Raw genomic sequence first — 15,289 nt, 5'->3', positions numbered from 1 at the left:
TACCGTGGTCTACGTGACCAATCGTGCCCACATTAACGTGTGGTTTTTTACGTTCAAATTTTTCCTTCGCCATTTCAATAACCTCGTTAACTTTTATTGTTTCTTAATAATTGCATCAGCAATGTTAGTTGGTGCTTCCGCATACTTACTAAATTCCATAGTATATGTTGCTCTTCCTTGAGTCGCAGAACGTAAATCGGTTGAATAACCAAACATCTCTGCTAATGGAACTTCCGCCCTCACAATTTTTCCTGCTGGAGAATCTTCCATTCCTTGAACCAGACCACGTCGTCTGTTAAGGTCACCCATAACATCGCCCATGTAATCTTCAGGGGTTACGACTTCTACACTCATAATAGGCTCAAGCAATACAGGTTTAGCTTTTAACGCACCTTGCTTGAAGCATTGTGAACCAGCGATCTTAAATGCCATCTCACTAGAATCCACTTCGTGGAATGAACCGTCAAATAATGTGACTTTAACATCCACTACTGGATATCCAGCAATAACACCATTTTGCATCTGCTCCTGAACCCCTTTATCAACTGCAGGGATATATTCTTTAGGAATAACACCACCAACGATCGCATTGACAAATTCATAACCTTTTCCAGGTTCTTGAGGTTCAATCTTCAGCCAAACGTGACCATACTGTCCACGCCCACCTGATTGTCTTACAAATTTACCTTCTTGCTCCACAGCTTGTTTTAGTGTTTCGCGATAGGCAACTTGAGGCTTACCAACATTAGCTTCAACATTAAACTCACGCTTCATACGGTCAACAATAATTTCCAAATGAAGCTCACCCATACCTTCAATAATAGTTTGTCCTGATTCTTCATCAGTATGAACTCTAAATGACGGGTCTTCTTGAGCTAATTTACCAAGAGCAATACCCATTTTTTCTTGGTCAGCTTTAGTTCTTGGTTCAACAGCTACTGCAATTACTGGATCTGGAAAGTCCATTCGTTCTAATATGACAACACTTTCTGTGTCACATAAAGTATCACCAGTCATTACAGTTTTAAGTCCTACAGCTGCAGCAATATCACCCGCTCTTACTTCTTTAATCTCTTCGCGTGAATTGGCATGCATCTGTAATAAACGGCCGATACGTTCTCTTTTTGCTTTCACAGAGTTATAAACAGTATCACCACTTTTCAAGATACCTGAATAGGTTCTAAAATAAGTTAATGTACCAACAAATGGATCAGTAGCAATTTTAAAAGCCAAAGCCGAAAACGGTGCATCATAACTTGTTTTACGAGAAGCTGGCTCACCATCTTCATCAACACCTTGAACGTCAGGGATATCAGTTGGAGAAGGTAAATATTCAATTACTCCATCTAATACTGCTTGAACGCCTTTGTTTTTAAAAGCTGAGCCACAAAAAACAGGTACTATTTGGTTACTAACAGTCAATTGCCGTAATGCTTTTTTAATTTCTGCTTCGGTAAACTCTGCACCTTCAAGATATTTTTCCATAAGTTCTTCAGTTGCTTCTGCAGCAGCTTCAATAAGGAGCGCGCGGTATTCTTCGCATTGCTCTTTAAGATCTTCTGGAACATCTTTGTACTCAAAAGTCATTCCTTTATTGTCTTCATCCCAGTGAATTGCTTTCATTTTAATGAGATCAATGACCCCTTTAAATTCTTCTTCTGCACCAATGGGTAACTGAACAACAATTGGGTTTGCACCTAATCGTTGTTTAATTTGACTCACAACTCTAAGGAAATTGGCACCCATTCTATCCATCTTATTGACGAATACAATGCGAGGCACACCGTATTTATTTGCTTGACGCCAAACCGTTTCAGATTGTGGCTCTACTCCAGATACTGAGTCAAACACTACAATAGCACCATCAAGTACACGTAATGAACGCTCTACTTCAATCATGAAGTCAACGTGCCCTGGGGTATCGATAATATTGATGCGATGAGGCTCAAACTGCTTATCCATACCTGCCCAGTAGCAAGTTGTTGCTGCTGAGGTAATAGTAATACCGCGCTCTTGCTCCTGGACCATCCAGTCCATTGTTGCAGCACCGTCATGAACCTCACCAATTTTATGAGACATACCAGTATAGTACAGTACACGCTCTGTTGTTGTAGTTTTTCCAGCATCAACGTGGGCTGCAATACCTATATTTCTATATAGTTTTAGTGGAGTAGACACGGATTAACCCTCTCTTAGTTCCATCTAAAATGTGCAAACGCCTGGTTGGCTTTTGCCATTTTATGTGTATCTTCGCGTTTTTTCACTGCAGAACCTTTGCTTTCGTAAGCATCCATCAGTTCACCAGCCAAGCGTAACATCATCCCTTTTTCGCCACGAGTACGTGCAGCTTGAACAATCCAGCGCATACCTAATGCAATGCTACGATCATTTCTAACTTCCACTGGAACTTGATATGTAGCACCACCAACGCGACGTGAACGAACTTCAACGCTTGGACGAACATTATCTAAAGCATTTTCAAAGTAGCGAAGAACTGTACCAGAACCACCTGTAGAACCAGATTCGCCTTCTTCATCTGCTTTTTTAAGTTTCTTTACGCGCTCTTCCATAACTGACAAAGCACCGTAAATTATTTTTTCAGCAGTAGATTTCTTACCGCTAACCATTAATACGTTGATGAATTTTGCTAATAATTCACTATGATGTTTAGGATCTGGCAAAATTTCTCTTTTGGGGACTTCTCTTCTTCTAGGCATTTCGATTTCCTACAATCAGTTATTTTTTATCTTTTGGTTTTTTGGTACCGTATTTTGAACGACCTTGTTTACGATCGTTAACACCAGAGGTATCCAAGCTACCGCGTACAGTGTGATAACGCACACCAGGTAAGTCTTTTACACGACCACCTCTAATTAGAACAACTGAGTGCTCCTGGAGGTTATGGCCTTCTCCACCAATGTATGATGAAACTTCAAATCCGTTCGTCAAACGTACACGAGCAACCTTACGCATAGCTGAGTTAGGTTTCTTAGGTGTAGTAGTGTAAACGCGTGTACACACACCGCGTCGCTGTGGACATGACTCTAGTGCAGGTACGTTACTTTTCTTCTTTACGTCCACACGAGGCTTTCTTACTAACTGATTAATAGTAGCCATTTATACTTAACTCCGATCTGTCTCTTTTGATTATTTCGAATGCATAAGGAGGCCGGATTCTATATAGCTACGGCAGATTTGTCAAGTTTAATCTGCCGTTTTCGAATCCGAACTTAGTGCTCTTGATTATCTGCGTTTAATGCTTCACTTAACGCATGCTCAACATCACTTGCAGTAACGGTATGCACTGGGTGCTCACCGGCTGCAGCCTTAGCTCTTTTTGCCTTACGGCTTTGATGATACGCGTAACCTGTTCCAGCAGGAATCAAGCGACCAACCATCACGTTTTCTTTTAACCCACGTAAATCATCAACTTTACCACTCACAGCAGCTTCAGTTAGAACTCTTGTTGTTTCCTGGAATGAAGCAGCTGAAATAAATGACTCAGTTGCCAAAGATGCCTTTGTAATACCCAGTAATATAGGTGTCCCTCTGGCAGTTTGTTTTCCATCAGCAATAAGTTTGTCATTTTCTTGCAACAAGACGCTTTCTTCAATCTGCTCCCCTGCCAAGAATTTTGAATCCCCAGCAAAAGTAATCACACGCTTACGTAGCATTTGTCGTACAATTGTTTCGATGTGTTTGTCATTAATTTTTACACCTTGTAAACGATATACGTCTTGTACCTCATTTACAATGTAATTAGCTAATGCACCAACACCAAGTAATCGTAAGATATCATGCGGATTGAGTGCACCTTCAGCGATAATTTCACCGCGCTCAACATGCTCTCCCTCGAAGACGGAAATATGTCTCCACTTAGGAATCAATTCTTCATGACATTGGTCTTCAGAAACATTAATAATTAATCTTCTCTTACCTTTTGTTTCCTTACCAAAGCTAACCATTCCTGAAACTTCAGCCATAACCGCTGAATCTTTAGGCTTACGTGCTTCAAACAAGTCGGCTACCCTTGGTAGACCCCCTGTAATATCACGTGTCTTAGAACGCTCTTGAGGAATACGTGCAATAACATCTCCAATGCCCACGTGATTGCCATCTTCAAAATTAACGATCGCATCCACAGGTAGATAATATTGGGCAGGAACATTGGTACCAGCCAGATAAATATCATCACCATTCTCAGCAACAAGTTTTACCATAGGACGTAAATCACGACCCGCAGCACTTCGTTGTTTTGCGTCAATAACTACAATATTACTCAAACCTGTTAATTCGTCAGTTTGTCGATTCATGGTAATACCATCAATTAAATCGACAAATTTCAGATGTCCAGTTACCTCAGAAATTACTGGGTTCGTATGCGGATCCCAAGTAGCAATAACTTGTCCAGCATCTACAGCTGAATTATCGTGAACTGAGATTACAGCACCATAAGGTAACTTATAACGTTCGCGCTCACGTCCAAACTCATCCACAATAGTAACCTCACCAGAGCGTGATACTGCAACCAGGTTTTTGTTTTCATGAGTTACCGTTTTAATGTTATGTAAACGAATAACCCCTTTTGTTTTAATCTGAATATTATTCGCCGCTGTTGCTCTAGATGCAGCTCCTCCAATATGGAAGGTACGCATTGTTAGCTGTGTTCCAGGCTCACCAATTGATTGAGCTGCAATAATACCCACAGCTTCCCCCGTATTAACGAGGTGACCTCTTGCTAAATCACGACCATAACACTTAGCACATAATCCAAAGCGAGTTTGACAGGTAATTGGTGAACGAACCAGGATTTGGTCCACACCCTGTTTTTCCAGCTTTTCAACCCACTCTTCATCTAACAATGTACCAGCAGTTACAACCGGCTCACTTTGATTAGGAATATAAACATCAGATGCAACGACTCGTCCTAATACACGTTCATGTAACGGTTCAACGATATCACCACCTTCAATCAGTGGTTGCATTAAAACACCCGTATCGACACCACAATCGTCTTCAGTAATCACTACATCTTGTGCCACATCTACTAAGCGTCGTGTTAAGTAACCAGAGTTAGCAGTTTTTAGCGCGGTATCCGCCAATCCTTTTCGAGCTCCGTGAGTTGAAATAAAGTATTGGAATACGTTCAAACCTTCACGGAAGTTCGCAGTAATTGGTGTTTCAATGATTGAGCCATCTGGTGCTGCCATCAATCCACGCATACCAGCAAGCTGTCTAATTTGTGCTGCAGAACCCCTAGCGCCTGAGTCAGCCATCATGAAAATTGGGTTAAAGGATTCTTGTCTTACTTGCTTACCTTGTGCATCAACAGCTTCTTCTGTTGCTATCTTACTCATCATTGATTTAGCAACTAATTCATTCGTTCTGGACCAAATATCGATTACTTTGTTGTAACGTTCGCCATTGGTTACCAAACCCGAACGGAATTGAGATTCAATTTCCCGAACTTCGTTGTCTGCATGCTCAATAATGCTGGCTTTGTCATCAGGTATTTCCATATCCTCAATACCTATTGATATACCAGAACGTGTTGCATACTTGAAGCCAGTGTACATTAACTTATCAGCAAAAATTACAGTTTCTTTCAAACCAAAATTTCTATAACAGGTATCAATAACCTTAGTAATTACTTTTTTGGTCATGGTACGGTTTATCTGCGCAAAGGTCATACCTTTAGGTAAAACCTCAGCAAGAATTGCACGACCAACTGTTGTTTCTACCAAATGGTGCCCTGGTCCGTCTTCTTTTGCCATACGGATTTTAATTTTAGCATGGATATCAAGATGACCTGACTCGTAAAAGTTCTGCGCTTCTTGAGCACTAACAAAAATCTTACCTTCGCCTAATGCATTAACTTTTTCACGAGTTAAATAATACAAACCAAGTACAACGTCCTGGCTGGGAACAATAATTGGCTCACCGCTCGCGGGTGACAAAATATTGTTAGTCGACATCATTAAGGACCGAGCTTCTAATTGTGCTTCCAAAGTCAATGGCACGTGAACCGCCATTTGGTCACCATCAAAGTCAGCGTTATACGCGGTACAAACTAAAGGATGCAGCTGAATCGCCTTACCTTCAATTAATACCGGTTCAAATGCCTGAATACCGAGTCTATGTAGCGTAGGAGCACGGTTTAACAAAATCGGATGTTCACGAATCACATCGTCTAGGATATCCCAAACAACTGACTCTTCACGCTCAACCATTTTCTTGGCAGCTTTAATTGTTGTAGCCAAACCACGGAATTCAAGTTTGCTGAATATGAATGGCTTAAATAATTCAAGAGCCATTTTCTTTGGAAGACCGCATTGATGCAGTTTCAAAGTTGGACCCACGACAATTACAGAACGACCCGAATAATCAACACGTTTACCCAATAGGTTTTGACGGAAACGACCTTGTTTCCCTTTAATCATATCTGCTAAGGATTTGAGTGGTCTCTTGTTAGTACCCGTAATCGCACGACCACGACGGCCGTTATCCAATAGCGCATCAACTGATTCTTGTAACATTCTCTTTTCGTTACGCACGATAATATCAGGTGCATTTAGATCCAGAAGTCTCTTCAGGCGATTGTTTCTATTGATAACACGACGGTACAAGTCATTAAGATCTGACGTGGCAAAACGTCCACCATCTAATGGTACTAGCGGTCTTAAATCAGGTGGAAGAACAGGCAATACATCCATAATCATCCACTCTGGCTTATTACCAGACTCATAAAATGCTTCGAGCAGTTTTAATCTTTTAGTGATTTTTTTAATTTTTGTTTCTGAACTGGTAGTTGGTAACTCTTCGCGTAAACTCTTGATTTCCTCTTCCAAATCAACTTGGCGCAGCAAATCACGAATTGCTTCAGCACCCATACGTGCATCAAACTCATCACCATATTGTTCCATTGCATCAAGATATACTTCATCATTGAGCAATTGACCACGCTCTAGTTCAGTCATTCCTGGATCAACAACAACAAACGCTTCAAAATAAAGAACACGTTCAATGTCTCTTAATGTCATATCCAGTAATAAGCCGATTCTGGAAGGTAATGACTTCAAGAACCAGATATGTGCTACAGGGCTCGCAAGCTCAATGTGCCCCATACGTTCACGACGTACTTTGGCCAGCGCAAGTTCAACACCGCATTTTTCACAAATAACGCCGCGATGCTTAAGTCGTTTGTATTTCCCACATAAGCACTCATAATCTTTTACTGGGCCAAATGTTTTGGCACAGAATAAACCATCTCGTTCAGGTTTGAATGTACGATAATTGATTGTTTCTGGTTTTTTTACTTCACCATATGACCAAGAGCGAATTAATTCGGGTGAGGCCAACGCGATTTTAATCGCGTCAAACTCTTCGCTTTGTCCTTGTTGCTTAAGGATACCAAGCAGGTCGCTCATCACAGGAGCTTTTCTCATTGGTTCATTCATTGGATCGTCGTTTAGAGTACTCAAGTCTATGCCTCCAAAAATTTGTTAATCAGTATTAAACGCTGAAAATTAATCGTGGTCGAGTTCGATATCTATTCCCAATGCACGGATTTCTTTCAACAATACATTGAAAGATTCAGGCATTCCTGGGTCCATACGATGATCGCCATCGACAATATTTTTGTAGATCTTTGTTCTACCACCAACGTCATCTGATTTCACAGTCAACATTTCCTGTAATGTATAAGCTGCACCATATGCTTCGAGAGCCCATACTTCCATCTCCCCAAAGCGTTGTCCCCCAAACTGAGCTTTACCACCTAGCGGTTGTTGTGTTACTAGGCTATATGAGCCAGTTGAACGAGCATGCATCTTATCGTCAACTAAATGGTTTAGTTTTAACATGTACATGTAACCTACAGTAACTGGGTTATCAAATTTGCTTCCGGTTCTACCATCAACTAAGAAGGTTTTACCATCAGAAGACAAATCTGCGAGCTGTAGCATGCTTTTTATTTCTTCTTCAGAAGCGCCATCAAACACAGGCGTTGCCATTGGGACACCTGCACGTAGATTGTCCGCCAATCTGAATAGCTCTTCATCATTAAGAGATTCTAAATGAACTCTTTGGACACCGTCATGGTTGTAAATCTTACTCAAGAAAGATTTAATTTCAGCTGCACTTTGTCGTGAATCTAACATTTGTGCAATCTTATTACCTAAACCTTTAGCAGCCAAACCAAGGTGAGTTTCCAGTACTTGTCCAATGTTCATACGCGAAGGTACGCCCAATGGGTTAAGAACGATATCTACTGATGTACCATCTTCCATATGTGGCATATCTTCGACAGGAACAACAATAGAAATAACCCCTTTGTTTCCATGTCGACCAGCCATCTTATCGCCAGGTTGGATGCGTCTTTTTACAGCAAGATATACTTTAACAATCTTTAAAACACCCGGAGCAAGATCATCACCCTGAATAATTTTTTTACGACTGTCATTAAAGCGTTTTTCCATTTCTTTAGACAACATTTCAAGTTGTTTTGAAAGTTGTTCTAATTGTTGGCTTAAAACATCATTTTCAAGACGAATATCAAACCACTTATCTCTGCCAATTTTATCCAAGTATTCTTGATTTATTTTAGAACCTGGTTTCAGATTTCCTGGACCACCTGTTGCTACTTTATCAACAATAATATTAGCCACACGATGGTAGATGTCTTCTTCACGAATACGTCGCTCATCAACTAAGTCTTTACGGACTCGCGCTAGATGTTCCTCTTCAATACTTTTTGCACGTGCGTCTTTTTCTAAGCCATCGCGTGTAAATACTTGTACATCAATAACAGTACCGTTCATTCCTGATGGAACGCGAAGCGAAGAGTCTTTAACATCAGAAGCTTTTTCTCCGAAAATAGCGCGTAACAACTTCTCTTCAGGAGTAAGTTGTGTTTCACCTTTTGGAGTCACTTTTCCAACAAGGATATCGCCTGCTTTAACTTCTGCACCAATAAACACTACTCCAGACTCATCTAAATTAGAAAGTGCTGATTCACCAACATTGGGAATATCTGCAGTGATTTCTTCAGTACCTAATTTAGTATCACGAGCAATACATGTTAGTTCTTCTATATGAATTGTAGTGAATCGGTCATCTTGTACGATACGCTCAGATATGAGAATGGAGTCCTCAAAGTTATATCCATTCCAAGGCATGAAGGCAACCAGTAAGTTCTGACCTAACGCCAACTCACCCATATCAGTACAAGGACCATCTGCTAAAATGTCGCCTCGTTGAATGAGATCACCGGTATTAACTATAGGACGTTGGTTAATACAAGTATCTTGGTTGGAGCGAAAATACTTCGTTAGGTTATAAATATCAACCCCAGTTTCACCGGCTGTAGTCTCATCATCATTCACGCGAACTACGATACGTGATGCATCAACAAGATCAATAATTCCACCACGTTTTGCAACAACAGAAACCCCTGAATCTGAAGCAACGATACGTTCCATTCCAGTACCTACTAAAGGTTTTTCAGAACGCAAAGTGGGTACTGCTTGGCGCTGCATGTTTGATCCCATCAAAGCACGGTTCGCATCATCATGTTCTAAGAATGGAATTAAGGACGCCGCTACAGATACGATCTGCTTTGGAGAAATATCCATGTAGTTAATGTTATCCGGTGTAGTTAACGAAAATTCGTTTTGATGTCTACATGGAACTAAGTCTGCAAGTATGTTTCCATCTTTATCAAGAGCTACACTTGATTGCGCAATATATTGATCAACTTCTTCAATAGCAGATAAATACTCGATCTCGTCAGTTACACGACCATTAATTACTTTACGACATGGAGTTTCAATAAATCCATAATCATTCGTTCTAGCATAAACAGACAATGAGTTGATCAAACCAATGTTCGGACCTTCAGGAGTTTCAATTGGACAAACACGACCATAGTGTGTTGTATGTACGTCACGAACCTCAAAACCTGCACGCTCACGTGTTAAACCACCTGGGCCTAATGCAGAAACCCTTCTCTTATGAGTAACACCAGATAGTGGGTTAACCTGATCCATAAACTGTGATAACTGACTTGAGCCGAAAAATTCTTTAATTGCAGCAGAAACAGGTTTGGCATTAATTAAATCTTGTGGCATAAGGTTTTCGGATTCAACCAAACTCAGACGCTCTTTCACCGCTCTTTCAACACGTACAAGGCCAACTCTGAATTGGTTTTCAGTCATCTCACCAACGCTTCGAACACGTCGGTTACCAAGATGGTCGATATCATCAACCATACCAATACCATTTCTAATGTCGATCAAGGTCTTGATAACAGCCAGGATGTCTTCTTTAGTCAAAGTTCCAGGGCCATCATCATTTTTTCTTCCAACTCGTCGGTTAAACTTCATTCTACCGACAGCTGATAAATCATAACGCTCATCAACAAAAAATAAATTTTTAAATAACGCTTCGGCAGCTTCTTTAGTTGGTGGCTCACCAGGACGCATCATACGATAAATTTCAACAAGTGCTTCAAGTTGACTTGAAGTAGGATCAATTTTCAATGTATCTGATATGTAAGAACCATGGTCAAGATCATTTGTATAAATCATATCTAATTCATGGATTCCATTTGAAGCCATTAGATCAAGCAACTCATCAGTTACCTCATCATTTGCTTGAGCAATAAACTCTCCAGTAGAAGTGTCAATTACATTTTTTGCTAATGTTTTTCCTATCAAGTAGTCACGTGGCACGATCAGATCTTTCATCTGAGACTTTTCCATTTGTTTAATATGGCGTGCAGTGATTCTTCTACCTTGTTCTACAATAAGTTCCCCAGTTTCAGGAACATGAATATCAAATGAAGCAATTTCACCTCGTAAACGCTGAGGAATAAGATCAATATGATATTCGCCATTTTTAAGATGGCAGCTAGTCATTTCAAAAAATTCATTAAGGATATCTTCTGTTTCATATCCTAAAGCTCTTAAAAGGATACTAACAGGAAGTTTACGTCTTCTGTCAATTCGCACATAAACACAATCTTTTGGATCGAATTCAAAATCTAACCAAGAACCACGATAGGGTATAATGCGTGCGGAATATAATAACTTACCAGATGAATGGGTTTTGCCCTTATCATGTTCGAATATAACACCTGGAGAACGATGTAATTGAGAAACAACAACTCTCTCGGTACCATTTACTACAAATGTACCTACATCAGTCATTAAGGGAATTTCACCCATAAAAACATCTTGTTCTCTAATGTCTTTGATTGGCTTAGGATCTTCGCTTGCATCTTTATCAAGAACAACAAGTCTAATTTTAACCCTTAGTGGAGCAGAATAAGTTAAGCCTCTCAATTTGCATTCACGGACGTCAAATGCTGGTTCACCTAATTTGTAACCAACATATTCTAATCGTGCATTGCCAGAAAAACTTTCGATGGGGAACACAGAAGAAAATGCAGCATGCAATCCTGTATTAAAGTGTTCGTTTGACTTGCTATCAGCCTGAAGAAAATCTCTGTAAGATTTTAATTGAATTTCAAGCAGATTTGGTATTGCCATTTTATCGGCCTGCGTACCAAAGCTTTTGCGAAATCGTTTTTTCTCAGCATGCGAATATTGAGGTTTAGCTTCTGCAACGGCCATGGTGTTTCCTCTGTAAATTATTGATGACTTCAAACACGTAAACCCAGCCATGAAACCATGGCTGGGTCCTATCTCACTGATATAACTTTATTATTTAACTTCTACTGAAGCACCAGCTTCTTCAAGTTCTTTCTTGATGTTAGCAGCTTCGTCTTTAGATACAGCTTCTTTAATAGTTGAAGGAGCACCTTCTACTAAGTCTTTAGCTTCTTTCAAGCCAAGACCAGTAATGCCACGAACTGCTTTAATTACGTTTACTTTGTTTGCACCAAAGCTGGTCATAACAACTGTAAACTCAGTTTGTTCTTCAGCAGCGGCAGCAGCAGCAGCTGGAGCAGCAACTGCAACAGCAGCAGCGGCAGCAGAAACATTGAATTTTTCTTCCATTGCTTCAATTAACTCAACAACTTCCATAACAGACATGTTTGCTATGGTTTCTAAAATATCATTTTTTGACACAGCCATTACTAGCTCCTGATTTAAAATTAATTTAATGATTAAATGAGATTTAACCTGCTTTTTTATCTTTTACTGCTGCTAAGGTTCTAACTAATTTAGCATGTGGCTCAGCAAGAGTTCTGACAAATTTCTCAACTGGCGCTTTCATCACATACATCAACTTGGCAATCGCTTCATCACGAGTCGGCAAGCTTGCAACAGCATCAATTTGATCTGCTTTATATACTTTTCCGCCTACTGATAATGCTTTGACTTCAAGTTTATCAAATGTTTTAGTGAATTCTTTAAGTAGTCTTGCAGCATCACTAGGTGCTTCCAGTGATAGCGCAATGAACAACGGGCCAACAAGCAAGTCGTTCAAGCATTCAAATTCAGTGTTTTTAAAAGCTCTTCTTGTTAAAGTGTTTCTTACAACACGAAGATAAACACCAGATTTACGTGCTTCACTACGTAAATGCGTCATTTGATTAACAGTTAAACCACGATAATCAGCAACTACTGCCGAAATAGCCTTTGAGGCGACCGCAGTCACTTCTTCAACAACAGCTTTCTTTTCAGCTAAATTTAATGTCACGTTACTGACCTCCTAATGTATACAAATCGCAAGGATTTGCCAGTTATGGTGGCCGTCTCTTTTATTAAATTGGAGCCGGTTCACCGTCTGCGCAGGAAATTAAGCGTTAGCACCTGCGGTCTTCGACGGCATGGAACCAAATCTATGCCGTGAATTCCTAAAAAATGGGTGGATATGTTACACAGGTATTGACGAAATATCAATAGCTATACCAGGTCCCATTGTTGTAGATAAAGATATTTTCTTTAAATATTGGCCTTTTGACGAAGTAGGCTTCGCTTTCTTCAGGTCATTAATTAAAGCAATCATGTTTTCAATGATGTCTTCAGCAGCAAAATCAACCTTTCCTACTGTGCAATGAATGATACCATTCTTATCAGTTCTATAACGTACCTGACCTGATTTTGCATCTTTAACAGCTGCTTCAACGTTAGTTGTAACTGTTCCAACTTTTGGGTTTGGCATCAAGCCTCTTGGGCCTAAAACCTGACCTAACTGACCAACTATGCGCATTGCATCAGGTGTAGCAATGACCACATCAAAGTCCATCACACCACCTTTGATTTTATCAGCAAGATCTTCAAAACCAACAATATCAGCACCAGCATCTTTGGCTTTAGTTGCATTTTCACCTTGTGCAAATACAGCTACACGTACCACTTTTCCAGTACCTTTAGGCAAGTTAGTTGATGAACGAACTACTTGATCTGACTTACGAGGATCAACGCCCAAATTAACGCTTATATCTAAACTTTCACGAAATTTAGTTGAAGCAAATTGCTTTAAAAGATTGATTGCTTCACTAGCACTATATAAATGGTTTTGTTTAATTGTCTCTAAAATCTTTTTTTGTTTCTTAGATACTCTAGCCATGGCAACCCCCTTATTCTAAACCTTCAACGTCAATACCCATACTGCGTGCAGTACCTGCAATACTTCTCACTGCGGCTGCTAAACTTGCTGCAGTTAAATCAGGTTCCTTAATCTTCGCAATTTCTTCAAGTTGCTTGACGTTAAGTTTTGCCACTTTCTTAGTGTTAGGTGTACCACTTCCACTTTGAATACCAGCAGCTTTTTTCAGAAGAACTGAAGCTGGTGGTGTTTTAGTAATAAAGGTGAAGCTACGATCACTATATACAGTAATTACAACTGGAGTAGGTAATCCTTGCTCCATTTGTTGTGTAGCGGCGTTAAACGCTTTACAGAATTCCATAATGTTAACACCACGTTGTCCCAAAGCTGGGCCTACCGGTGGGCTTGGGTTTGCTTTACCCGCTGGAATTTGTAACTTAATATATGCTTCTACTTTTTTTGCCATGTTTACTCCTTATGGGTCATACGCTTAGCATGATAAAGAACATATAAATTTCTTTATTCGCTTTAGCTCCCCTTTTACACAAAATAGCCCTGAGTAAATCTTTATAAACTTTTATGTTTAGAAAAATTTACTCAGGGCACCTTAGCGAACTAAGTTTTCTCTACTTGACTAAATTCAAGTTCTACTGGAGTAGAGCGTCCGAAAATCAACACCGCTACTCTTAATCTGTTTTTCTCATAATTGACTTCTTCAACGACTCCATTAAAGTCAACAAATGGTCCTTCCTTGACGCGAACCACTTCACCTGGTTCAAAGAGAATTTTTGGTCTTGGTTTGGTAACACCATCTTCAACGCGCTGCATAATCGCACGAGCTTCTTTATCAGTAATAGGTGTGGGAGTCTGGCTGGTTCCGCCAATAAAACCTAAAACCCTAGGAATTGCTCTTATCATATGCCAAGTTTGATCATCCATAACCATGTTTACTAGAACATAGCCAGGAAAAAATTTACGTGTGCTCTTGCGCTTTTGGCCCGAACGCATTTCAACAACTTCTTCTGAAGGGACCACAACCTCACCAATTCTATCTTCTAAATTATGGTGCTGTGCACGAGATTTGATTTCACGCATAACGAAATTTTCATAACCTGAATAGGCATGTACAACGTACCATTGTTTCGATTTGTGCTCTTCCACCGAATTCACCCTAAATGCGTTATTTTAGCAATTGCCCACATCATCACCGAATCTACTCCCCAGAGTATAAATCCGGTTACTGCGACCATAACAATTACAATGGTTGTAGTTTGTATCGTTTCTTGCCGGGTAGGCCAAACGACTTTTAACAATTCAACTTTTGACTCTTGAGCAAATTTAAATACTTGCTTGCCTGCTGATGTCATATAGGCAAAGAATAAAGACAACAAAAACCACGCAAGCCATATTATCGACTGAATGGGACCTGAAAAAGAATAGTAATATGTGCAAAAAAATGCCGCTGCAGTTATAAGAACTACAGACATCCATGATAATATATCTTTAGTATTACCCTGATTTTCGTTAGAACTTTTCATATTCACTTGTATGTTGGCAGGCCAGGAGGGAATCGAACCCCCAACCTGCGGTTTTGGAGACCGCCACTCTGCCAATTGAGCTACTGGCCTAAATTAGTTGGCATGAATTTATCTAATTCATGCCAAAACAATTTAACTTACTACTCGATAATTTTCGCAACAACACCGGCGCCAACAGTACGGCCACCTTCCCGAATTGCGAAACGTAAACCTTCGTCCATTGCAATAGGTGC

The 15,289-nt window shown here is 40.0% G+C and carries 13 protein-coding genes and 1 tRNA gene; all 14 read right to left on the bottom strand.

Translation table 11 applies throughout. The annotated features are described in order from the left end of the window. Positions 1 to 73: hypothetical protein (locus Lste_RS19875; protein WP_229293845.1), on the bottom strand; the 73-nt coding region annotated here is incomplete at its 3' end. Positions 74 to 93: 20 nt separating this feature from the next. Beyond that, complete coding sequence (gene fusA / locus Lste_RS02525) at positions 94 to 2,178, bottom strand: elongation factor G (protein ID WP_058509526.1); 2,085 nt, start codon at positions 2,176 to 2,178, stop codon at positions 94 to 96. A gap of 14 nt (positions 2,179 to 2,192) precedes the next feature. Beyond that, positions 2,193 to 2,717: a 30S ribosomal protein S7 gene (gene rpsG / locus Lste_RS02520; RefSeq protein WP_058509525.1), complete on the bottom strand. Its 525-nt coding sequence runs from the start codon at positions 2,715 to 2,717 to the stop codon at positions 2,193 to 2,195. A 19-nt stretch (positions 2,718 to 2,736) separates the two neighbouring features. Then, the gene (gene rpsL, locus Lste_RS02515) at positions 2,737 to 3,117 is read right to left on the bottom strand and encodes a 30S ribosomal protein S12 (RefSeq protein WP_010654837.1); all 381 of its coding nucleotides are present in this window, start codon (positions 3,115 to 3,117) and stop codon (positions 2,737 to 2,739) included. 113 nt (positions 3,118 to 3,230) lie between these two features. Continuing rightward, entirely contained in the window at positions 3,231 to 7,427 is a 4,197-nt protein-coding gene (gene rpoC, locus Lste_RS02510; RefSeq protein WP_058509527.1) for a DNA-directed RNA polymerase subunit beta', read from the bottom strand. Between the two features lie 99 nt (positions 7,428 to 7,526). Continuing rightward, positions 7,527 to 11,633 (bottom strand): DNA-directed RNA polymerase subunit beta, encoded by a 4,107-nt coding sequence (gene rpoB, locus Lste_RS02505; RefSeq protein WP_058509524.1) that lies wholly within the window; start codon positions 11,631 to 11,633, stop codon positions 7,527 to 7,529. A 90-nt stretch (positions 11,634 to 11,723) separates the two neighbouring features. Next, complete coding sequence (gene rplL, locus Lste_RS02500) at positions 11,724 to 12,098, bottom strand: 50S ribosomal protein L7/L12 (RefSeq protein ID WP_058509523.1); 375 nt, start codon at positions 12,096 to 12,098, stop codon at positions 11,724 to 11,726. Between the two features lie 43 nt (positions 12,099 to 12,141). Beyond that, positions 12,142 to 12,666, bottom strand: coding sequence for a 50S ribosomal protein L10 (rplJ, locus tag Lste_RS02495; protein WP_058509522.1), 525 nt, complete (start codon positions 12,664 to 12,666; stop codon positions 12,142 to 12,144). A gap of 177 nt (positions 12,667 to 12,843) precedes the next feature. Next, entirely contained in the window at positions 12,844 to 13,539 is a 696-nt protein-coding gene (rplA, locus tag Lste_RS02490; RefSeq protein ID WP_058509521.1) for a 50S ribosomal protein L1, read from the bottom strand. Between the two features lie 10 nt (positions 13,540 to 13,549). Next, positions 13,550 to 13,984 (bottom strand): 50S ribosomal protein L11, encoded by a 435-nt coding sequence (rplK, locus tag Lste_RS02485; RefSeq protein WP_010654844.1) that lies wholly within the window; start codon positions 13,982 to 13,984, stop codon positions 13,550 to 13,552. Between the two features lie 149 nt (positions 13,985 to 14,133). Continuing rightward, complete coding sequence (nusG, locus tag Lste_RS02480; RefSeq protein ID WP_058509520.1) at positions 14,134 to 14,679, bottom strand: transcription termination/antitermination protein NusG; 546 nt, start codon at positions 14,677 to 14,679, stop codon at positions 14,134 to 14,136. A gap of 5 nt (positions 14,680 to 14,684) precedes the next feature. Beyond that, the gene (gene secE / locus Lste_RS02475; RefSeq protein ID WP_058509519.1) at positions 14,685 to 15,056 is read right to left on the bottom strand and encodes a preprotein translocase subunit SecE; all 372 of its coding nucleotides are present in this window, start codon (positions 15,054 to 15,056) and stop codon (positions 14,685 to 14,687) included. Between the two features lie 14 nt (positions 15,057 to 15,070). Further along, a tRNA-Trp gene (locus Lste_RS02470) sits at positions 15,071 to 15,146 on the bottom strand. Positions 15,147 to 15,196: 50 nt separating this feature from the next. Further along, on the bottom strand, positions 15,197 to 15,289 hold a 93-nt coding region (locus Lste_RS18655; RefSeq protein WP_076547599.1), incomplete at its 5' end, for an EF-Tu C-terminal domain-related protein.

This window comes from Legionella steelei (assembly GCF_001468005.1).
Lineage (GTDB): Bacteria > Pseudomonadota > Gammaproteobacteria > Legionellales > Legionellaceae > Legionella > Legionella steelei.
The sequence above is the reverse complement of the archived record's forward strand: the minus strand, read 5'-3'. Positions and strand labels throughout refer to the sequence as shown.

Excerpts from the sequence above, each read along its gene's own strand:
- rpoB (WP_058509524.1), bottom strand. The coding sequence starts at position 11,633 with ATGGCCGTTGCAGAAGCTAAACCTCAATATTCGCATGCTGAGAAAAAA.
- secE (WP_058509519.1), bottom strand. The coding sequence starts at position 15,056 with ATGAAAAGTTCTAACGAAAATCAGGGTAATACTAAAGATATATTATCA.
- rplL (WP_058509523.1), bottom strand. The coding sequence starts at position 12,098 with ATGGCTGTGTCAAAAAATGATATTTTAGAAACCATAGCAAACATGTCT.
- rpsG (WP_058509525.1), bottom strand. The coding sequence starts at position 2,717 with ATGCCTAGAAGAAGAGAAGTCCCCAAAAGAGAAATTTTGCCAGATCCT.
- rpsL (WP_010654837.1), bottom strand. The coding sequence starts at position 3,117 with ATGGCTACTATTAATCAGTTAGTAAGAAAGCCTCGTGTGGACGTAAAG.
- rplK (WP_010654844.1), bottom strand. The coding sequence starts at position 13,984 with ATGGCAAAAAAAGTAGAAGCATATATTAAGTTACAAATTCCAGCGGGT.
- rplA (WP_058509521.1), bottom strand. The coding sequence starts at position 13,539 with ATGGCTAGAGTATCTAAGAAACAAAAAAAGATTTTAGAGACAATTAAA.
- rpoC (WP_058509527.1), bottom strand. The coding sequence starts at position 7,427 with ATGAGCGACCTGCTTGGTATCCTTAAGCAACAAGGACAAAGCGAAGAG.